General features: G+C 71.7%; 22 protein-coding genes. 8 read left to right on the forward strand and 14 right to left on the reverse strand.

Going from position 1 to position 19,465, the window contains the following annotated elements:
• Positions 1 to 93: 93 nt before the first annotated feature.
• Positions 94 to 948 (forward strand): alpha/beta fold hydrolase, encoded by an 855-nt coding sequence (locus ACZ45E_RS12860; RefSeq protein ID WP_468219883.1) that lies wholly within the window; start codon positions 94 to 96, stop codon positions 946 to 948.
• A 106-nt stretch (positions 949 to 1,054) separates the two neighbouring features.
• On the opposite strand, the gene ACZ45E_RS12865 is transcribed toward ACZ45E_RS12860, so the two are convergent.
• Positions 1,055 to 1,834, reverse strand: a complete 780-nt coding sequence (locus ACZ45E_RS12865) for a DoxX family protein (protein ID WP_468219885.1) — start codon at positions 1,832 to 1,834, stop codon at positions 1,055 to 1,057.
• A gap of 351 nt (positions 1,835 to 2,185) precedes the next feature.
• On the opposite strand from ACZ45E_RS12865, the gene ACZ45E_RS12870 reads away from it, so the two are divergent.
• Positions 2,186 to 2,911, forward strand: a complete 726-nt coding sequence (locus tag ACZ45E_RS12870; protein WP_468219886.1) for a GAF and ANTAR domain-containing protein — start codon at positions 2,186 to 2,188, stop codon at positions 2,909 to 2,911.
• A 155-nt stretch (positions 2,912 to 3,066) separates the two neighbouring features.
• Positions 3,067 to 4,194: an NADH:flavin oxidoreductase gene (locus ACZ45E_RS12875; RefSeq protein ID WP_468219889.1), complete on the forward strand. Its 1,128-nt coding sequence runs from the start codon at positions 3,067 to 3,069 to the stop codon at positions 4,192 to 4,194.
• Between the two features lie 54 nt (positions 4,195 to 4,248).
• On the opposite strand, the gene ACZ45E_RS12880 is transcribed toward ACZ45E_RS12875, so the two are convergent.
• From ACZ45E_RS12880 to ACZ45E_RS12935, 12 genes are all read right to left on the reverse strand, one after another.
• A complete protein-coding gene (locus tag ACZ45E_RS12880) occupies positions 4,249 to 5,040 on the reverse strand; it encodes an AAA family ATPase (RefSeq protein ID WP_468219891.1) in 792 nt (263 codons plus the stop codon).
• A gap of 62 nt (positions 5,041 to 5,102) precedes the next feature.
• A complete protein-coding gene (fabG, locus tag ACZ45E_RS12885) occupies positions 5,103 to 5,807 on the reverse strand; it encodes a 3-oxoacyl-ACP reductase FabG (RefSeq protein ID WP_468219893.1) in 705 nt (234 codons plus the stop codon).
• Entirely contained in the window at positions 5,807 to 5,959 is a 153-nt protein-coding gene (locus ACZ45E_RS12890; RefSeq protein WP_468219895.1) for a hypothetical protein, read from the reverse strand. Before ACZ45E_RS12890 ends, fabG begins: the two co-directional genes overlap by 1 nt.
• Positions 5,956 to 6,516 (reverse strand): hypothetical protein, encoded by a 561-nt coding sequence (locus tag ACZ45E_RS12895; RefSeq protein ID WP_468219897.1) that lies wholly within the window; start codon positions 6,514 to 6,516, stop codon positions 5,956 to 5,958. Before ACZ45E_RS12895 ends, ACZ45E_RS12890 begins: the two co-directional genes overlap by 4 nt.
• Positions 6,517 to 6,714: 198 nt before the next feature.
• On the reverse strand, positions 6,715 to 7,794 hold the full coding sequence (locus tag ACZ45E_RS12900) for an AvrD family protein (RefSeq protein ID WP_468219899.1): 1,080 nt from the start codon (positions 7,792 to 7,794) through the stop codon (positions 6,715 to 6,717).
• A gap of 155 nt (positions 7,795 to 7,949) precedes the next feature.
• Positions 7,950 to 8,435, reverse strand: coding sequence for a MarR family winged helix-turn-helix transcriptional regulator (locus ACZ45E_RS12905; RefSeq protein ID WP_468219902.1), 486 nt, complete (start codon positions 8,433 to 8,435; stop codon positions 7,950 to 7,952).
• 190 nt (positions 8,436 to 8,625) lie between these two features.
• Positions 8,626 to 10,260: an MFS transporter gene (locus ACZ45E_RS12910; RefSeq protein ID WP_468219904.1), complete on the reverse strand. Its 1,635-nt coding sequence runs from the start codon at positions 10,258 to 10,260 to the stop codon at positions 8,626 to 8,628.
• A gap of 170 nt (positions 10,261 to 10,430) precedes the next feature.
• On the reverse strand, positions 10,431 to 10,955 hold the full coding sequence (locus ACZ45E_RS12915; RefSeq protein ID WP_468219906.1) for a DUF1648 domain-containing protein: 525 nt from the start codon (positions 10,953 to 10,955) through the stop codon (positions 10,431 to 10,433).
• A 117-nt stretch (positions 10,956 to 11,072) separates the two neighbouring features.
• Complete coding sequence (locus ACZ45E_RS12920; protein WP_468219909.1) at positions 11,073 to 12,071, reverse strand: aldo/keto reductase family protein; 999 nt, start codon at positions 12,069 to 12,071, stop codon at positions 11,073 to 11,075.
• A gap of 130 nt (positions 12,072 to 12,201) precedes the next feature.
• Positions 12,202 to 13,203, reverse strand: coding sequence for an MASE1 domain-containing protein (locus tag ACZ45E_RS12925; protein ID WP_468219911.1), 1,002 nt, complete (start codon positions 13,201 to 13,203; stop codon positions 12,202 to 12,204).
• 160 nt (positions 13,204 to 13,363) lie between these two features.
• Positions 13,364 to 14,209, reverse strand: a complete 846-nt coding sequence (locus ACZ45E_RS12930; RefSeq protein ID WP_468219912.1) for a PP2C family protein-serine/threonine phosphatase — start codon at positions 14,207 to 14,209, stop codon at positions 13,364 to 13,366.
• A 196-nt stretch (positions 14,210 to 14,405) separates the two neighbouring features.
• Positions 14,406 to 15,140 carry a D-Ala-D-Ala carboxypeptidase family metallohydrolase gene (locus ACZ45E_RS12935; RefSeq protein ID WP_468219913.1) on the reverse strand — a complete coding sequence of 245 codons (735 nt, stop codon included), beginning with the start codon at positions 15,138 to 15,140 and terminating at the stop codon, positions 14,406 to 14,408.
• Positions 15,141 to 15,649: 509 nt separating this feature from the next.
• On the opposite strand from ACZ45E_RS12935, the gene ACZ45E_RS12940 reads away from it, so the two are divergent.
• The 4 genes from ACZ45E_RS12940 (at position 15,650) to ACZ45E_RS12955 (ending at position 17,714) form a co-directional block, all read left to right on the forward strand.
• Positions 15,650 to 16,117 (forward strand): DUF5994 family protein, encoded by a 468-nt coding sequence (locus ACZ45E_RS12940; RefSeq protein WP_468219916.1) that lies wholly within the window; start codon positions 15,650 to 15,652, stop codon positions 16,115 to 16,117.
• Positions 16,118 to 16,270: 153 nt separating this feature from the next.
• A complete protein-coding gene (locus tag ACZ45E_RS12945; RefSeq protein WP_468219918.1) occupies positions 16,271 to 16,831 on the forward strand; it encodes a DUF5994 family protein in 561 nt (186 codons plus the stop codon).
• Positions 16,832 to 16,836: 5 nt separating this feature from the next.
• Positions 16,837 to 17,112, forward strand: a complete 276-nt coding sequence (locus ACZ45E_RS12950) for a hypothetical protein (protein WP_468219919.1) — start codon at positions 16,837 to 16,839, stop codon at positions 17,110 to 17,112.
• A 50-nt stretch (positions 17,113 to 17,162) separates the two neighbouring features.
• Positions 17,163 to 17,714 (forward strand): GNAT family N-acetyltransferase, encoded by a 552-nt coding sequence (locus ACZ45E_RS12955; protein ID WP_468219922.1) that lies wholly within the window; start codon positions 17,163 to 17,165, stop codon positions 17,712 to 17,714.
• A gap of 290 nt (positions 17,715 to 18,004) precedes the next feature.
• Here ACZ45E_RS12955 and ACZ45E_RS12960 read toward each other — a convergent pair whose 3' ends face one another.
• A complete protein-coding gene (locus tag ACZ45E_RS12960) occupies positions 18,005 to 18,685 on the reverse strand; it encodes a GAF and ANTAR domain-containing protein (protein ID WP_468219923.1) in 681 nt (226 codons plus the stop codon).
• Between the two features lie 276 nt (positions 18,686 to 18,961).
• On the opposite strand from ACZ45E_RS12960, the gene ACZ45E_RS12965 reads away from it, so the two are divergent.
• A complete protein-coding gene (locus tag ACZ45E_RS12965; protein WP_468219926.1) occupies positions 18,962 to 19,438 on the forward strand; it encodes a spore-associated protein A in 477 nt (158 codons plus the stop codon).
• Positions 19,439 to 19,465: the final 27 nt, after the last annotated feature.

Here is a 19,465-nt window from a genome sequence, read left to right on the forward strand (position 1 = left end):
TGCCGTCTTGGGCGGACCAGGCTAGTTCCCTACGGTGACCACGTCACCTTTCGTCACCGAACCGCCCCGCCCCGCACACCTGGAGAGTGCTCCATGCCCGAGCTGCGCCGCGTCCCCGTCAACGGGGTCGAACTGAACGTCGCCCTGGCCGGATCCGGCCCGGCCGTCCTGCTGTTGCACGGCTTCCCGCACACCTGGGAAGTGTGGACGGACGTGATGGCCGACCTGTCCGGCCGCTACCGCGTCATCGCGCCGGACCTGCGCGGGTTCGGCGCGAGCGGCCAAGCCGCCACGGGGTACGACGCGGGCACCCTGGCCGAGGACGCGGCGGGGCTCCTCGCCGCGCTCGGGGTCTCCTCGACGGCGGTGGTGGGCATCGACGCGGGTGCCGCGCCCGCCTTCCTCCTCGGGCTGCGCCGCCCCGGCCTCGTGCGCCGCCTGGTCGTCATGGAGTCCTTGCTGGGCAGGCTGCCCGGTGCCGAGGAGTTCCTCGCCGACGGGCCGCCGTGGTGGTTCGGCTTCCACTCCGCCGCGCCCGGCCTCGCCGAGACCGTACTGGAGGGGCACGAGGCCGACTACGTCGACTGGTTCCTGCGCACCGGCACGCTCGGCGACGGGGTGCGCCCCGCCCTCCGGGACGCCTTCGTGCGGGCGTACACCGGCCGCCAGGCGTTGCGCCGCGCGTTCTCGTACTACCGGGCGCTGCCGGAGAGCGCGGCGCTGATCGAACGGGAAGTCGCCGGGGCCCGCCTCACGGTGCCGACGCTGGCGCTGGGCGCCCGGCCTGTCGGCGCGGCGCTGGAACGCCAGCTCCGCCCGGTCAGCGACGATCTCACCGGACACGTCATGGAGGACTGCGGCCACATCATCCCGCTGCACCGGCCGCGCGCGCTGCTCACGCTGCTGCATCCGTTCCTGGCCGCGGAGAGGGGGACAAGGACGGCGTGACCCGGCCGCCGCCGCCCCGAACCGGGTTGCGGGGACCGCCCGGGCGTCGCCGGACAGGAACCTCGGTCACCGTCCCGGTCGGCGCATCGAACCCCGCCGGGCCTCGTCAGCCTCCGGCCCGCCCGGGCAAGGGATCGCCGGTGTCCGTCCCGCCCGTCCCGGGGAGCGGGGCGGCGCCGTACCTGCGCTGGTGCATCAGCAACCCGAGGAACCCGGCGAGGAACCCGCTGATCAGCCCCGAGACGGCATGGTTGGCGGCGTTCGCCCCGGCGCCGGCGGGCACTCCGACGAACAGGTAGTTGACCAGCCCGCTCATTCCCGCGCCGACGGCTCCCCCGGTCGCGCCGCTGACGAGTGACGCGCGGACCGCTGACGGCGGCACGGCGTCCGAGGAGCGGCGGGCTGTCGGTGCGGGCGGGGCCTCGATGCCGAGAGCGCGGTCGAGCGCGAGCGGCCCGGGCCCGGCCAGCAGGACGGCGAGCAGTGCCGCCACCATCATCAGCGGGAACTCCGCCCCCGCTCCGCTCGCCGGACCCTGCTGCGGCGTCATGAACCCGGTATCCGCGTTGACCAGCGCGGTCGCCACACACAGATGGGCGATGAGCACCAGGGCCGTCAACCGCGACAGCAGCCCGACGGCGAGCAGCAACCCGCCGAGGGTCTCCCCGCCCGCCACCGCCCACCCCACGAAGGTCGGCGCGGGAACGCTCATGCTGTCCAGGAACGCCCCGAACCGGGCGGGCCCGTCGATCATTTTGTCGATGCCGTGGACCGCCATGACGGCCCCGCCGACGATGCGTACCACCGTCGGGGCGACGGGCCGGAAGCGGTGGACCGGAGCAATGCCGAGAGTGCGCCGCAGCGTGGCTGACCAGGGTCCGGACATGGAGGGGTCCTCTCGCACAGGTGACAGGGCGGGCGTCGCCGCCCCGTCAGGTGCCGGGCGCCGTGGGCACGGCGGCGCCCTGGCGGACCACGGCTGCGTGCCGTCACGGTGTACCGGCCGATGACGTACGCGACACTGTGCGGTCGACTCGGCCCCCGGCGGAATCCCCCGGCCCATCGCGAGTACTGATGCCGCTGATCCACGCCGCGGATACCGGGCGCGGCCGACCTCTGTGTATGCGCCCTCCATCGGTCCCGGCCGAGCGCGAGGTGGTACTCCTGGGAAGAAGCAGGAGGCCGATTACCGCGAAGACGACGTCCGAGAAGCCGCCGGCCGTGCGAAGGAACGCTGATGAGCGCCGATGACGCGTACGACAGCAGCCACATCACCCAGTGGCTGCTGGAAACCGACTCACTCGAAGACTTTCTCCAGACGCTGGCCGACGCCGCGCTCGAGCTGTCCCACGCCCAGGGCGCGGGTCTCACGCTGGAGCGCGACGGCCGCCCGCTGACCGTGGTGAGCTCCGGGACCTCGGCGTCGAAGCTCGACGAGAAGCAGTACGGCCAGGACGACGGCCCTTGTCTCCAGTCCTTGCGCAGCGGCGAAGAACTCGGCGTCCCCGACATGCTGGCGGAGACGAGGTGGGGCGACTATCCCGTCTACGCCGCCGCCTGCGGAATCCGTTCCTCCTACTCCCTGCCGATCGCCGCCCACACCCACACCGCCGGCGCGCTCAACCTGTACGCCGCCCCGCCCGACGCGTTCGCCCGAGCCGATCTCACCGCCTTGCGCGCGCTGGCCGCCCAGGCCACCGGTGCGATCGCCCTGGCCAAGCGCCTCACCGACGCGCAGGAATTCGCCGATCAGTTGCAGGAGGCCATGAAGTACCGCAGCGTCATCGACCAGGCCCTCGGCGTCGTCATGGACCGGCGCCGGTGCACCGCCGACGAGGCCTTCGGCATCCTGCGGTCCGCCTCCCAGCACCGCAACATCAAACTCCGCGATCTGTGCACCGAACTGCTCACCAACCTGACCGGGCAGCCCCCCTCCGCGCCCACCCTGCGGCCCCGCCCCTGACCCGAGGGCCGCACCTCGCCACCGGCCCCGGACGTCGTGGCGGGGATCACAGGGCGGTTCGCCGGGGGCGACGGAATGCCGTGGCAGGTGAGTCGGTTGGCGCAGGTGATTACTTTCCTGTGCACATACCGACCGGTACCTACTAGGAGCATTCTGTGACTGCCGCTGTGCCGCCCGTCTCCCGCGCCGCCGAGATCCTGTCCCGGCCCGTCGCCCTGAACGGCCTGACCGTTCCGAACCGCATCGCGATGGCGCCCATGACGCGTATGTTCTCGCCGGACGGCATCCCCGGCGAGGACGTTCGCTCGTACTACTCCCGGCGTGCCGCCGGGGGTGTGGGCCTGATCGTCACCGAGGGCACGTACGTCGGTCACGCGTCGGCGGGCGACAGCGACCGGGTGCCGCGCTTCCACGGTGCGGAGCAGCTGGCCGGGTGGGCGAAGGTCGCCGAGGACGTGCACGCGGCGGGCGGCACGATCGTGCCGCAGCTGTGGCACATCGGCATGGTGCGCAAGCCGGGGCAGCCGCCCTTCGCCGACGCCTCGCCCGTCGGCCCCTCCGGGCTCCGCATCGACGGCACCGAGGGCACGGGCAGGGCGATGACCCGGACCGACCTGGACGACGTCATCGGTGCCTTCGCGCAGGCCGCCGAGGACGCCGAGCGCATCGGCTTCGACGGCGTCGAGGTGCACGGCGCCCACGGTTACCTGCTCGACCAGTTCTTCTGGGCCGGGACGAACCGGCGCGGCGACGCCTACGGCGGCGACCCCGTGGCACGTGCGAAGTTCGCCGTCGAGATCGTCGCCGCGATCCGCGCGAAGGTCTCCCCCGGTTTCCCGGTGATCTTCCGCTACTCGCAGTGGAAGCAGGAGGCCTATGACGCGCGGCTCGCGGAGACCCCGGAGGAGCTGGAGGCGATCCTGAACCCGCTCGCGGCGGCCGGCGTCGACGCCTTCCACGCCTCGACCCGTCGTTACTGGAACCCGGAGTTCGACGGTTCGGACCTCAACCTCGCGGGCTGGACCAAGAAGCTCACCGGCAAGCCCACCATCACGGTCGGCTCCGTCGGTCTCGACGGCGACTTCATCAGTGCGTTCATGGGCGAGGGGTCGCAGACCAAGGGCATCGACGACCTGCTCGACCGTCTGGAGCGCGACGAGTTCGACATGGTCGCCGTCGGACGCGCCCTGCTCCAGGACCCGCAGTGGGCGGCGAAGGTGCTCCAGGGCCGCTTCGACGAGCTGAAGCCGTACGACACCGCGGCGCTCAAGACCCTGAGCTAGCCGGTGCCGGTGGCCGGTGGGCGAACACGTCGCCCACCGGCCGGTCCGCCGAGGTCAGAAGCGGATCGCGTACGACAGGCGCCGCCGCAGGGACTTGACCCGCTGGGCCTCGTGGAAGCGGGCGTCCTGCTCCAGCACCCGGGTGGCCTGGACCACCTTCGTGCCGGCCCGCTCGATCGCCTCGTCGAGCGGCATGACCAGGGGCAGGTCGAAGAGGTCCACGATCCGCTCCACGCGTTCGCGGACGCTGCCGCGGACCACGTGGTACGGGATCTCCAGCTCCTCCAGTGTCTCGATCAGCAGTTCGTCGGACATCTTGCGGAACGGTTCGGAGACGGGCCGGTGGCCGTCGGCCTTCATCTCGAACTCGACCGGCAGATGCACGTAGGCGTCGTAGATCCGCTTGGCGCGGGCCTTGGTGACGGCGCCGTACGCGTCCATGTACTGGCGGTAGAACCGCTTCACCGGCAGCCCGGCGACGTTCTTCACCGTCCGCAGCAGCAGGTTCGCCCCGGGGTTGATCCCGACCCGCATGCGGGCCTCGCCGTAGATCCACTCGTGGATCACGGAGCCGTCCGAGATGAACGGTCCGTCGCCCGCCTCGTTGTGGATGCGCTCCTCGAGCCGGCGCAGCCCGAGCATCGTGAGCTCCATCGCGCTGAGTTCCTGGACCTGCTTGCCCGGGACGAGGTCGAGGAGTATCTCCCGGGAGGTCATCGCGTGGGTGCGGGGGATGCCCGTCGCCATCGACAGCGTCTCCGTCGTGGTGCTCTTGCCGCTGGAGTACGTGCCCGAGATCGCCAGGTGCAGACCGCGCTGCGGGGCGGGGGTGCTCGTGTTCCCCATGGTGGGTTCTCTTCCCGTCGTGGATGGCCCGGCCGCGGCCGGGGTGTGAAGGAGCGGGGCGCTCAGCCGCCGAGTCCGAGGCCGCCGCTGACCGGGAGGACCGCTCCGGTGACGAAGCGGCCCGACTCACCGGTGAGGTAGCGCACGGCGGCGGCGACGTCGGCCGGTTCACCGACGCGCCCCAACGGGGTGATGGACAGCAGGTGTTCGCGTCGGCGATCGGTGATCTCGCGGCTCATGGCGGTGTCGATCAGGCCCGGTGCGACGACGTTGACCGTGATGTTGCGCGGGCCCAGCTCCCAGGCGAGGGAGCGGGCCATGCCGAGCATCCCGGCCTTGGCCGCCGCGTAGTTGACCTGCCCGGGCGCCCCGTACGCGTAGGTCATGGAGGACATCAGCACGATCCGTCCCCAGCGCGCCCGCATCATCCCGCGTACCGCGCGGCGCACGGTACGGAAGGCGCCGTGCAGATTGACGTCGACGACGTCCGTGAAGTCCTTCTCGTCCATGCGCAGGAGCAGGCCGTCCCGGGTGATGCCCGCGTTGACGACGAGCACTTCGATCGGCCCGTGAGCGACCTCCGCCTTCGCGAAGGCCGCGTCGATGCTCGCCGGATCGGTCATCTCCGCGTGCACGCCGAGCAGTCCGTCGGGCGGGGGGCTGTCGCGGTGGGTGACGGCGACGCGGTCGCCGTCGGCTGCCAGGGTGGTGGCCACGGCGAGTCCGATGCCCCGGTTTCCTCCGGTGACCATGACCGAGCGTCCCATCAATGGCTCCTCGGGGCAGTGGTGCCGGGCGCGTACGGGCGTCGTCCGGTGCGGGCCAGGTTCCGTGCGGCGGTCTCGGCGAGCAGCCGGCCGATCTCGCGCTGGCTGAGGAAGAGCTGGAGCGGTTCGTCGTGGGGCGGTGTCTGCTTCATCGGGCCGCCTCGCAGACTGTCGCTCCCGCTGTCGATGCCGCCGAGGCCGTGCACGGGCGCGTGGCGTCGGCGAACAGATGCCGCACGGCGGCCTCGAACCGGTCGGCCGTCAGCGCGTTCGGCAGCAGCCGCCGGGCGAAGCGCGGACTCGGTGGTACTCCTGGCCGCCGTTCCTCGATCAGGAGCGGCGGCAGGAGCGCCGTCGGTGTGCGGGACAGCGCCGCGTCGCTCTCTGCCAGGAAACGTTCGGCACGCCCCCGGTGCGCCTCCGGCAGCCAGTCGAGGAAGGGCAGTTGGACCTCGACGAGCTCGTCCGTGTCCTCCATGTGCTCTCCACGGCGGGCCCCCATCAGCTCGCGGACCAGCCGATAGGGCGCGGCCTGCCACTCCTCCCGCAGCAGGGGCACGCGGCGGCGGGCGTCGTCCAGAAGGACGAGCAACGGCCGCTGCCCGGCCAGGTGCTCGCGCACCAGGGCGCGCTGTGCCTCGTCGGGCCACAGCCCCGTCGGTGTCCAGTTCCTCCTTCCGGGCCCGGCGCCGGAATCATCCCAGAGCATTCGGGCCGGTCCTTCCAATATGACGAGCACGTCTCCTAATCGGAGCGTGGGTGTAAAGCGCATGACGTGTTTCCCCCGTTGGTGTTACTGACGTGAAACGTGCGCGTAAAGGCATCGCTCCGCACATACCGGCCCGACACATGAATTCGGTCGGTAAAAGGAATCGAGGTGACGAATTCCGGTTTCCGCCGCGCGGTTCTACGCGGCGGCGGGCAGGCGGTGGGCCAGCCAGCAGCGGCCGCCGATGCCCGCGAAGTCGTCGACGGCCAGTTCCGCGGTGCGCCAGCGCGCGTCGTCCATGGACAGCACCCTGCTGCTCGCGGTGCTCACGGTCGGGACGAAGCTGCGCCCCAGGGGCCGTACCGGTGTGCGCGCGCTGATGACGAAGCGCCGCATCCAGAGGGTGTCGCTGTTGCCGCGGGACAGGCCGTCCTGCGCGTAGAGCAGGATCTGGGCCAGCTGGGCCACGCCGACGAGCGCGTCGACCAGGGAGACCGACGGGCTGTAGGCCGCTTCTGCCCCGCAGGTGAGCGGTTCCGCGTCCGCGGCGACGACGTGCTGGAGCACCCGGACCTCCTGCCGCTCCAGGTCGACGCGGACCTGCTCGGCGTGCTGGTCGTGCTGCTTGTAGCCGGTGCCGTAGTGACGCGTCCGCGCCGGCCCGAGGGCCTGCTTCTCGTCCGCGTACGTGGCGGGCTTCCCCGCGCCGTCGCCCTGTTCGTGCACGAGCGTGCAGCGCACCTTCAGCCGCCCGACCCGGCACTCGAACGTACTGGCCAGCGTGGGGACTCCCCCGGTCGACCCGTCGGCTTCGGCTTCGGCTTCGGCGGCTTCGTCGTGGACGCCCGCGTCGACGACGTCGAGGAGCCTGCCCCGTACGGGGAAGTCCGCGAGCTCCTCGTGCGGACTGCTGCCGGCCCGCACGTCCGCGTGGCGCAGCCAGACCCGGCGCCGCTGCGCCGGACCGAGGCCGAACGCCTGGGCGATGTGCACCTCGGCCAGGCTGGCGGCGAGCACCAGCGCGTCGATGCTGCTCAGGTGCGGCCGCAGGTCACCGGTGCCCGTCTTGCGGGACCAGTCCTGCGGATACGTGAGCGCCCCGCGTGCGGTGACGCGTGCGCCCGGCCGGTCACTGCCGTCGGTCGCGATGTCCCTGAGGGTTTGAGTGACGCGCTTGTACCCGCTCCCGAAGAAACGGGTGCTGCCCGGTCCGACACAGCTGTCCAGAGATCCGTAGAATAGAGCTTTGCCGTTCTTTTCACTCTCTTTGCAGTTCATTCCCCGTTAAACCTTCCCCCGTGTCAGGGTCGCGCGACCCTGACAGAAAAAAGACTAACACGACAAGCTACGGAGAAAGCGCTTCATAAGGGAGGTGTGACGCCCTCCACAGATCCACCCAAAGGCTTTTCCATAAAGGGATTCAGGAATTCCATTCATTCGCAGGCGATCACGCGCGGCCAGCGGTCGGCGAGCAGATTACCGAGGAGTGTCCGCAGCCGTTCGCGGTCCTCCGCGGGCACGGCCGCGAGGAAGTCCCGCTCCACCGCGTCGACGGCGCCGCCCGCGCGCGCGAGTGCCGCACGGCCTTCGTCGGTCAGGCGCAGGATGTACCGCCGGCGGTCCGAGGGGTTGCGCCGCCGCTCCACATGGCCGGCCTGCTCCATCTCGTCGATGAGGGCCACCATGGTCGTGGGGTCGAGGTGGAGCAGCCTGCTGAGGTCCTGCTGGGAGAGGCTCAGGTCACTCTCCAGCGCGGCGAGTACGTAGAAGTAGCGCAGGCGCATGCCCTGCTCGGCCAGCGCGCGCTCCGCGTCCTCCATCAGGATCGACCCGGCCTTGTTCAGCAGGTAGCCGGTTCTGCGGACGAGGGGGAAGTCGAGCCCGGCGGGGTGCGCCGGGGTGGGCGTCGCGTGTGTCATACGGGCTGTTCCCCCTTGTTGCTCGCTACTGCTCGCTGCCGCTCGCGCCGGGCACGGTGCTCGGCACGCGGTGCTTGATGTTCGGCACTGCCGAACATTCCTGGCGCCGATCGTCGGTGCCACAAAGCGTACTGGCGGTGGCATCGGCCTCCAAGGCCGGTGCCACCGCCAGGACATCGGGTCCGGCCGCCTACCGCTCTCCTCCGGCGCGCGCGGGCTCCACCACGGTCAGCCGGCCGGCGCTCTCCCCGTCCGGGGCCCCTTGTGCCACGTCCACGGTGGGCACGGCCTCGCCCCTGGCGCTCTCGTGCAGGTCCCGGGTGCGGATGAAGAGGAATCCCACGAGCGAACCGACCAGGGCGACGGCCGCGCACACCCACATCACGTCGGTCAGACCGTCCACGAAGGCGGTGCGGGCCGCCGCGTCCAGCGCGGGGGCGAGCCCCGAGGGCGCCCGGCCGACGGCTTCCGCGCCGCCGCCCGCCGCTACCGCCTCACCGAACTCATGGGCGGACGAGCCGAGTTGACGTCCCGCGTCGGACTGGGCGAACAGGTCGGTCACCCGGCTCTGGAACGCGGCGCCGAAACCGGCGATCCCGATGGCGACACCGACCTGCTGGAACGTCTCGTTGATCCCGGAGGCCATGCCCGCCTTGGACGGTTCCGCCACGGCGATGGAGAGCGACGCACGCGGCGGGTTGAACAGCCCCATCCCCAGGCCGATGCCGAACATGCTCGGCAGCAGCGCGGTCCAGGAGGTGTCCGGGCCGGTCAGCGCGACGAGGGCGAGACCGCCCGCGATGAGGGCCAGGGCCGACCCCATCAGCAGTCGCTGCGGCACCCGCGTGGTCAGCGACCCCGCGATCGCGGCCGCGACGAACAGCGTGCCGGTCAGCGGCAGGAACCGCAGTCCTGTCTCCCACGGCGAGTACGCCAGCACGTTCTGCACGTACGACACCAGGAGGAAGATCGCCGACATCGTCGCGGCGGCACAGAGGAGCGTCACCACGGACACCCCGTTGAACGTCCTGTTCCTGAACAACGACAACTGGAACATGGCCCGTTCGCCGAGGCGCCGCTCCACGACGCCGAACGCCCCGAGCAGTACGGCGGAGCCCACGAACATGCCGACGATGGGCGCGCTCCCCCAGCCCTCGGCCTCTCCTCGCAGCAGCGCGAGGACGAGCAGGGTCAGCGCACCGGTGAAGAGCACCTGACCCCACCAGTCGACGGCCGGGGCCGACCCGTCGCGGGACTCGCGCATCCGCAGCCCGCTAACGGCCATGGCGACCAGTCCGACCGGGACGTTCACCAGGAAGATCCAGCGCCAGCTCAGCCCGTCGGTGAGCGCGCCCCCGATGAGCGGCCCGAAGGCGATGGAGAGCCCGACCACACCGCCGAAGATCCCGAACGCCTTGCCCCGGTCCTTGCCCTGGAACTCCTGTCCGATCAGGGCGGGGCCGACGGCGAACAGCACCGCTCCGCCGAGCCCTTGGATCCCCCGGGACACGGACAGTACGGCGACGTCGTTCGCGAGGCCGCAGGCGAGCGACGCGAGGACGAAGACGACGAAGCCCACGTTGAAGACGCGTTTGCGCCCCAGGCGGTCCGCCAGGGACCCGGCCGTCAGAAGGACCGCGGCGAGCCCCAGGGCGTACGCGTCGAGCACCCACTGCAGCGACGTGAAGCTCGCGTCGAAGGCGTCCCTGATGTCGGGCAGGGCCACATTCACCACAGTGAGGTCGAGCAGCAGCATGAACGTGGCCACGCACACCACGGCCAGGGTCCACCCCCGCCCGCCGGTCGCTGTCGTTCGTCCGGACATCGTTCCCCCGAAATCTAAATGATCTAGAAATTAAATCATCGGAATTACCGATGATTCGAGAAGCTACGAAGTGTCCGGAAGCCTGTCAATGGAGGGTTCACATCTCGGCCATGATCCGACCGGAAACCATCCAAATCAGGCCCGATCCGCGGGAACGACGCGAATCGGACTCATCGCCTCCGGTCGCTCACGGCAGCGGCGACCGTCACGGCGCTGCCGACGAGGATCGGCGCGATCATCGCCACGAAGAACCACTCGGGCACACGCGGATCCGGTGTGGCACGCCAGAGCATTCCGCAGCCGGCGAGGAACGAGACGCCGATGCAGGCGCTGCACACCAGCAGCGAGCGCGCGACCCGGCGTGCCGAGGCCCGGGTGGCGGGCCTGTTCGTCAGGGACGACATGGCGGCGAACGGCGCGGAGCCGGTCTGCGCCAGCTCATCGCGCGGTGTCACCCGGAGCGTCCACTCCGCGCAGCAGGCCATCAGGACCGTCACCCCCGCGTAGACGAAGACGAGTACGAACGCGCTGCCGACCGACCTGTCCGTCCAGGCGTCCACTCCGTCGACCCCGATGTGCTTCGGTATCCGGGCCGGGAGGCGGGGGTAGCGGAGCACACCCCAGACCGCCAGCACGACGAGGAGAAGAGCGTTGGGGATCAGCCACGGCCGGAGAGGAGGAGAGAGGAATGCCATGAGACCGATCATGCGAGGGCAGCGCGGGTTTGAGAAGGACGGTGGGCGCGGGCACGGCAGCGGGCGGAGGCGGCCGGGCGCGGGCGAACGGCCCGCCCGCGCCCAGGAGCGTGCGGGTCAGCGGTGCTTGATCTCGGCCTGGGCGCCGGGCGCGAGGGTGGGTTCGGTGACGGGGGCCGTGCCGAGGGCCTCGTCGACGGCCGCCAGCAGGTCGTCCGGGAGCTCGACGCCGGAGGCGGCGGCGTTGGCGTGCACCTGCTCGGGGCGGGAGGCGCCGGTGATCGCGGAGGCGACCTCGCCGCGGCGCAGGATCCAGGCCAACGCCAGCGTGGGCAGGCTGAGTCCGGCCTCCTCGGCGATCGGCCCGAGGCGCTGGACGGCCTCCAGGGTGGCGTCGTTGTAGACGAGGTCCTTCGAGACCGCCATGTCCGCGGAGGCGAACCGGCTGCCCTCCGGGACGGGCCGGCCTGGCTTGTACTTGCCGGTCAGGACGCCTTGGGCCAGGGGGGACCAGACGATCTGCGAGATGCCGTTGGCGGCGCACAGCCCGAAGACCTCGGCCTCGGGGGCCTGCCACAGCATGGAGTACTGCGGCTGGGAGGAGACGAACAGGTCGGGCCCGGCGATGTCGATGCCGGCCTGGATCTGCTCGGGGGTCCACTCACTGAAGCCGAGATAGCGGGCCTTGCCCTGCTCGACGACCTTCTGGAACGCCTCGATGGTCTCCTCGACCGGCACGGACGGGTCGAAGCGGTGCGCCTGGTAGAGGTCGACGTAGTCGGTCTTCAGGCGGCTGAGGGAAGCGTCGATCTGCCGGGCGATCTGCGCCGGGGACAGCCCGCGGTCGGCCGGGTCGTCCGACATCGGGAAGAAGACCTTCGTGGCCAGGACGTAGGAGTCGCGCGGCCGGGCCGAGAGGATCTCGCCCCACGCCGTCTCGGCCGCTCCCTGGCCGTAGACGTTGGCGGTGTCGAAGAAGTTGATGCCCTCCTCGAACGCCGCCTCGGTGCAGGCACGGGTCTTGTCCGCTTCCACGCCGCCGGAGTAGGTGAGCCAGGATCCCAGCGAGATCTCCGAGACCTGAAGGTCCGAGCTGCCGAGGGTGCGGTAGCGCATGAATGCTCCTTGTTTTCGTCGAAGGTTGACCAGGGGATGGGTACCCGCCGATGCCGGAGTGCCACAGGGCGCCGGGCAGGAAGGCGCCTGCCGCACGGGGGGGGCGGTTCGTGCGGGGTTGCGTCCGCCCTCAGATCCGCGGGCCACTCGGATCGCCGGTCTCGCTCTCCCCGTCCCTCGCGTGCTTGCCGCTCACGCCGGGCGGGTTCTCCCCCGCGGTGAGGTGGTCGAGGACCTCCGCGAGTTCGTCGCAGGCCCGCTGCACGGAACGGCGGGTGGCGCGCTGCTCGGTGACCAGGGAGGACAGCAGCAGGGCGGTCAGGGCGGCGGCGCCGTTGAAGGCCTGGAGCTTGGCCATGATCTCGACGTCGCTCATGTGCAGGAACGCGCCGTTGCCGGTGTTCGCCTCGAAGGTGGTCAGGACGGACGCGAACAGCGCGCACACCATGCTGCCGAGCAGCTGGAAGCGCAGCGCGGCCCAGATCAGCAGGGGAAAGACGAGAAAGAGCAGGCTCATGGCGCTGAGGGCGGCCAGCGGGACGAGGACGGCGGCCGCCAGGAGCAGGCAGGCGCCCTCCACCCAGCGCCGGACCCGGAGCGGGCCCGCCGCGCCCAGGAGGACGAGGAGCAGCGGGGTGACGAGCAGGACCCCCATCGCGTCGCCGACCCACCAGGCCAGCCACAGGGACCAGAAGTCCTCCGTGTCCAGCGCCCCGGTCAGCACCTGTGCCCCGACGCCGATCGTCGAACTGATCAGCATGGCGCAGAGTCCGCCCAGGAAGACCAGGGCGAGGCCGTCCCGCAGGCGCGAGATGTCGAGCCGGAACCCGACCCGGCGCAGCAGGAGGAAGGCGCACAGCGGCGCGAGGGTGTTGCCCGCCACGTTGACCAGCGTGATGGGCTGTGGAGTGGTCAAGGAGGCGATGACCAGGAGGGAACCGACCGCGATACCCGGCCAGACCCGTACGCCGTACACGAGCAGTGCGGCGACGGCCACACCGGTCGGCGGCCAGATGGGTGTCACCACCACGCCTCCGATGCCGAGCCGGCCCAGCAGGCCGAGGCGCCCGGCCACGTAGTAGAGCGCGGCCACGGCCAGCGTCTCCAGGGCCGCCTTCGCGGGCTGTCGCAACCCTCCACCGTCCGCCACAGCAGCTATGAGACACCGCTCCGGCCGCCTCGGCCATACGAAGCCCCCGGGCGGGCACGGTCGCACAGGCGTGCGGCGGACGGCCCGAGCCGCCTCGGGGGGCGGGTCCCTGGCCCGGCGGGGACAGGCGGGCCCGCGTGTCTCAGGTGTCCGGCAGGAGTCTTCCCCGGGTGCCGCCGTCGTGGCCGACGACGAGGACGGCGGCATCGTCCTCGTGTCCCACGGTGTCCGCCATCCTCATGACCGCGGCGGCGAGGGCGTCGATGCCCAGACCCGCGACGACGGCGATCTCGGCGAGCCGCGCGACCTGTCCGAGCCCGTCGTCCAGAGCGAGCGAAGGGCCCTCCACCACGCCGTCGGTGAGCAGCACGAAGACGCCTCCGACGGTCAGCTGGTGGCGTGTGACGGGGTACTCCGCGCCTTCGAGCACGCCGAGCGGGGGGCCGCCCTCCCCGTCGTCGATGCCGGAGCGGCCGTCGGCGGTCGCCCAGATGTGGGGGACGTGACCGGCCCGCGCGCACTCCAGGACGCCGGTGACCGGATCGAGCCGCAGGAACGTGCAGGTGGCGAAGAGGTCCGCGCCCAGAGAGGTGAGGAGGTCGTTCGTCCGGCGGAGCAGCTCCCCGGGGTCCGCGGTGACGGAGGCCAGCGCGCGCAGTCCGACGCGGACCTGTCCCATGAAGGCGGCCGCCTTGATGTTGTGGCCCTGGACGTCGCCGATGGACATGCCGACGCGGCCGTCCGGCAGGGTGAAGGCGTCGTACCAGTCACCCCCGACGTTGAGCCCGTGCGTGGCGGGCGTGTACCCCACGGCCACGCGGACGCCGGGCGGGTGAGGGAGGTCCCGGGGCAGCATGCCGCGCTGCAGCTCGACGGCGAACTCGACCCGGGACCGCTGGCTCTCCGCCAGCTCCCGCGCCCGGGCCGTCATCGTCCCGAGCCTGTCGAGCAGCTCCTCGCCGTCGCCGGACGAGCCGCCACGGACCATTGATCACTCCGGTTCAGCGAGCGGCCCCCGCATGCGTTCTTCCATGTCGCCCGCGAGCCGCACGGAAATGTTTCCCCTCTTACCCTGCCCGGGGCCGGCGCCGACCGCACCAGGAGAGGGCCCCGCCGGCTGTGGCGGGGCCCGCCCGTCGCCTCGTGCGCGCCCTCAGAGCCTGTCTTTGAACCCCCGTCTGCTCTCAGATTCCGCAGGAGGACGCCGACCAGTAGCGCCCGCTCTGGCTGCCGAGGTGGGCGTGGGTGCTGTGGCCGGGGTAGCCCGGGCCGAGGATCTCGTTGAAGCCGTGGTTCCGGGCCTGCTTGACGATCTCGCAGTAGGACGGTGTGCCGACGAGATCGATGCCGCGGCCGTAGAGGTGGTTGCTGTTCGCGGCCCCGCCGACGGCGTTGTTGCAGGCGGTGGAGCGGAAGCCGCTGCTGGTGGTCAGGGCGCGGTCGCCGAGGGCGTGCCGCAGGGCCTCCAGCTTCCACATCTGTTGCAGCGCGTTCGCCCTGGCGGCGGCCGCGGAGACGGCGCCGCCGGACCAGTCGGAGTTGCAGCGGTTCATCTCGGCATAGGTGAAGTGGGCCGGGGTGCAGTCGCTGTCCTGGAGGGCGTAGAGCTTGTTGAAGGTCTGGGCGCCCGCGATGCCGTCCGCCGACAGGCCGTACGCCTTCTGGAAACGGGTGACCGCGGCTTTGGTCGCCGGGCCGAACGCGCCGTCCACGCCGAGGACAGCTCCTTGGCCGGGGTATCCGGCGACCCGGATCTGCAGCTGCCGGACGTCCTCGCCACTGGCGCCCTGACCGAGGGTCCGATTCCACGTGTAGCAGTCGTCGGCGTGCGCGGTGCCGGTGGTGACCGCGGTCCCGAGCACCGTTAAAGACGCGAGCATGACAAATGAGAGCAGGGCGCGAAAGTGCCGTCCGAGCACAGTGCCTCCTGGGGCGAAGGGGGGAGGAGATGCAAGAGACCCCGACACTGCCCGGATCCGGCTACGCGCGTCAATAGGGCCGGTGCGTAAGCGACTTGAGTGCGGGGCGGGGCCGCGCACGCCCCGCCGAGGCGTCCGTGCGGCCGTCTCGGTCCACGTCACACGCGGCCGGTGCGAGAGCCAGCACCCGCCGCGCGGGCCATGATCGGCGCCGCGGCCTCCGCGGCCTCCGCGGCCTCCGCGGTCGTGTCCGAGGGGCGGCGAGCAGGTCCCGGCGCGCCCGGCCGACGACGTCGGCGCCCGCCGGGAAGGGCGCCTTGCCGCCGCGGTCGGGCACCGGCATACGCATGTCCTCGGCCCCTCACCGTACTTCCGCCGACGCGGAATGGGCCGGGCCGTACGCTGGGAGTGCCGGGTGCTCCTCGCACGCCGACTTGGCTCGACGTCGCTTCCGGCGCACCACGACTCCGGGCTCCGCCGTCACGGCGACCCCTGGAAGGACGTGCGTCTTGAACGCACCGACGCCTCAACGCCGTTCGAGCATCCCCGAGCGCCTCGCCCCGCACCCGCCCGCCCGGCTCGCCCTGCGTCCGCCGACCTTTCCGGCGGGCCCGGTGTGCGGAGCGTGGTGGCCCCGCAGCGACGACCTGACCGTCGAACTGGCGTCCCTCACCGACGCGTTCGACGCGGCGCGCGGACGCGTGACGCGCGTGTCGTCCCACCGCGGAAGCTGGCCGACGCAGCCGCACACCCTCGCCGTGACGGGCCGCACGGTCGCCATCACCTGGCTCACCTCTGGCCTCGACCCGCACACGATCCGTCTCTTCTCCTACGGTGCCGGACGCTGGGACCTGCTCGTCGTGCCGCCGCACAGCGCGGCCGACGTGGCCGCCCGGTTGATGGCCGCGGCCGCCGACCCCGCCCTGCGCCTCGACGGCACCGCCCTGATGGCGACGGAAAGCCCGCCCGGGCAGTGACGTTCGGCGCCGGACGCGTCACCGATTCCTTCCGCGGGAGTAGCATGGGAGCACCCAGGGCCCTTCGTATTCCGGCATCCGCGCAGGTCTCGTCCTCGGTGAGTCATGGCCTCGGGGACGACCGTCATGTCGCTCCGAAGACAGGTTCGCATCATGACCGCGACCACCACGCCCACCTCCGCCACCCCCGCGCATCCCGCCGCCCGGGTCTCGCTGAAAACCCCGACGGGTCACGGTCTGCTGGACGGCGCCTGGTGGCCCCGTTCACGCGATCTGGCCGCCGAACTCCCCGCGCTGGCCGACGTACTCGACCCGCTGTGGGGCCGCATCACCCGCGTCGCCGTCAATCCGATGCTCTGGCCCGTCGTCCCGCGCCGGGCGACCGTCCACGGCAGGGTCCTCAAGATCGGTTGGTTCACCCCTGAACTCGACCCGCACAAGCTCCTGTTGCTCTCCTACGGGACCGGCCGCTGGGATCTGTTGATCATCCCGCCCGAGACGGATGCCGCGAGCGCCGCCCACCTCATGGCCGCCGCCTGCGACCCCGACGGGCCCCCGCTGACCGCCACCGATCTCGTCGCGGCGGAGACCGCGGGGCAGCACGACGCGCCCGTGGACGACCGCGTCCCGGGCGCCCGGGAAGAGTGGGAGGACGAGGGCGGCGCGCCCCCCGTCCGGGCCACCCGCGCCGTCCCCACCGCCACCGGGCGGTGAGGGCCGTGGCCGCAGCACTCACCATGGCCGGCGTCCTGACGCTGTTTGCCATCGCCGCGCACGTGACCCAGCGCCGCGCCACCCGGCACGCCGGGAGACCCGCGTCGCGCTCCCGCGTCCGCGTCCTGCCCGGCCGACGGGCTCACGCCGACCCGGGCAACAGCGGTACGCTCCCCCGACAGCCCGTCCCTACGGCTGCCTCCGCCGACCGGCACGACCACCGTGACGGGGGCCGCGGCCCGGTTCTCGTCGCACCGTCGCCGCGCCCGCACCAGCCGTAGGAGGACCCGCTGAGCCGGGCTGTACCGAGGGGACAGCGAAGGGAGTCCGGATGGCCGAGGTATACCTGCGCCGACTCACCCGGTGGCAGGCCGAGCAGCAGCGTGAGGCCGTCGCCGATCTGTACGTCATGGCGTACCGCGCCGCCGCCGCCGGCGCCGAGTACCGGGACCGGACGGGGTTCCTGCGCCGCTTCGAGCAGGACGTGCGGCACGAGGGCTTCGACATGTCCGTCGCCGACGCCACCGGCCTCGTCGGCTGCGCGTACGGGCACCGTGTCGATCGCGACGGGGCATGGTGGGCCGACTATCCCGTGGAGGTGTCGCCGGAGACGGAGGAACTCACCGCGTCCGGGCGGGTGTTCGTGTTCACCGAACTGATGGTGCTGCCCACGCACCGCCGCGGCGGCGTCGCGACCCGCCTCGGTGAGCTGCTGCTCTCCCGCCTCGCCCATGACCTGGTGGTGATCGGTGTCGACCGGGACCGGGCGGCGGCCGGGGTCAGGGAGCTGGTCCGCGCCTGGGGCTGGAAGGAACTGACCGCCTCGGGGCCGGGCGCGGAGGAATCGGGGCGCGAGGTGTGGGCCCGCAGGCCGGTGCGGTGACCGGGCAAGCCCGGGGGCGGAGACAGTTGGGGGTTCGGTGACTCGGCGAACCCGGGTGCCTGAGGCTGGCGTTGGAGGGTCGGCGACCGGTGGCCTGGTGGACCTCGGCGATGCGAACCGAGGGCACACAGATGGGCGGTCATGACCGGATGCGTCACCGTGGCCGCCCCCTTCCGGACGTGATGTGGAAGCGGATGACCGCCCGCCCCCGGCGGTGCGGGGCCACCTCACCGATCGGGACGGCGGAGCAGCGCGGGATCGGTCGTGCCCAACAGCACCTGCCGGGCGAGTTAGGTGAGCCGTACGCGACGGTGGCGTGCGTGGCCGCGCAGGATGGCGAAGGCGTCCTCGACGTCGGTGCCGAGCCGGTGTGCCAGGTAGCCCTTGGCCTGTTCGATGATGATGCGGGAGTCCAGGGCCGCCTGGAGTTGCGCGTTCACCGTCATCTGTTCGCTCACCGCCCGCTGGTGCAGGACGCCGATGGTGGCGGTGTCGGCCAGGGCCTGCCCCAGCCGCAACTCCGAGGCGCTCAGGGGGCCGGGCCGGTCCCGGAAGAGGTTCAGGGCTCCGATCACCTGGTCGTGCAGGCGCAGGGGGCAGGCCACGACCGAGGTGAAGCCGAGTCCCGCGGCCCGCGGCGCGAACCGGGGCCACCGCATCCGCGCGGCAGGTGAATCCAACGCGACGTCAGGGACCTGCGCCTCGGTACGACAGCAGTCCCGGCACGGGCCCTCGTCCCACTCGATGCTCTCCGTCACCAGCTTGCGGGTGCGCTCGTCGGACGCGGCCGCGTCCACCAAGTCGCCACCGGGGGTGACGAGCAGGACGCCCGCGGCGCGTACGTCCAACAGGTGCACGCAGTGCTCGGCCAGCGTGTGCAGGAAGTCGATGACGTCGAAGTCCCGTACCGACGTGTCGGCAAGGTCGACGAAAGCCGCCGCCAACTGTTCCTCGTGCGGCAGTTCGGCCATGGCCCCGCCCACCTCCAAGGTGAATCGCCCTCACCCTCCCACAGGCCGCCCTCCCGTGTTCTGCCCTCTCCCCCGCTCCGTGCGGGCGCCGTGACGATCACGGCATGCGGGAGCGGCGCAGTGACAGAAAGGTGACAAGTGGTGACAGAATGCTGACCGGTGGGACCACAACCGAACTCCGGATCTCCTGGTCCCGCCCACTGTGGGGCGGACGGCGATCGACCGGCCGGACGCTCCCTCCGACCCGAAGCACCATCACATCTCAGGGGCACAGCCATGCAGCTCGTCCGTCACGCAGCCGCCGTCGCCGTCATCGTCACCGGAGGCGCTCTCACCCTCGCGGCGCCCGCTTCCGCCGCCGCACCCACGAGGGCCGGGGCGGTCGCGGTCGCGGCAGCGCCCGAGGCCCCGGTCGCCCGGTACAACGGCGCCTGCGGAGCCGGTCACCAGGTCATCGACTCCGCCAACATGGAGAACCTCGGCACGACCTTCCTCACCTACAACGCGACGACCGGCGAGAACTGCGTGGTCACCGTACGCACCAAGCCCGGGGCCCCGGTGAGCATGTTCGCCCGGCTCAGCTCCGAGAAGGGCGGTACGGCCACCGACCGCGGCAAGTTCACCACGTACGCCGGGCCCGTCTACCTCCAGGCCCGCAGCGAGTGCGTCACGTGGGAAGGCGGCATCAGCACCTATTCCACGAAGGCCACCGGTCACTGCGGCGCGCTCAAGACCGGCCACCGGGCCCGCTGACGTACCACCGGCCGACGCACGCACCGG

It is taken from the genome of Streptomyces sp. NPDC030991 (assembly GCF_055571235.1).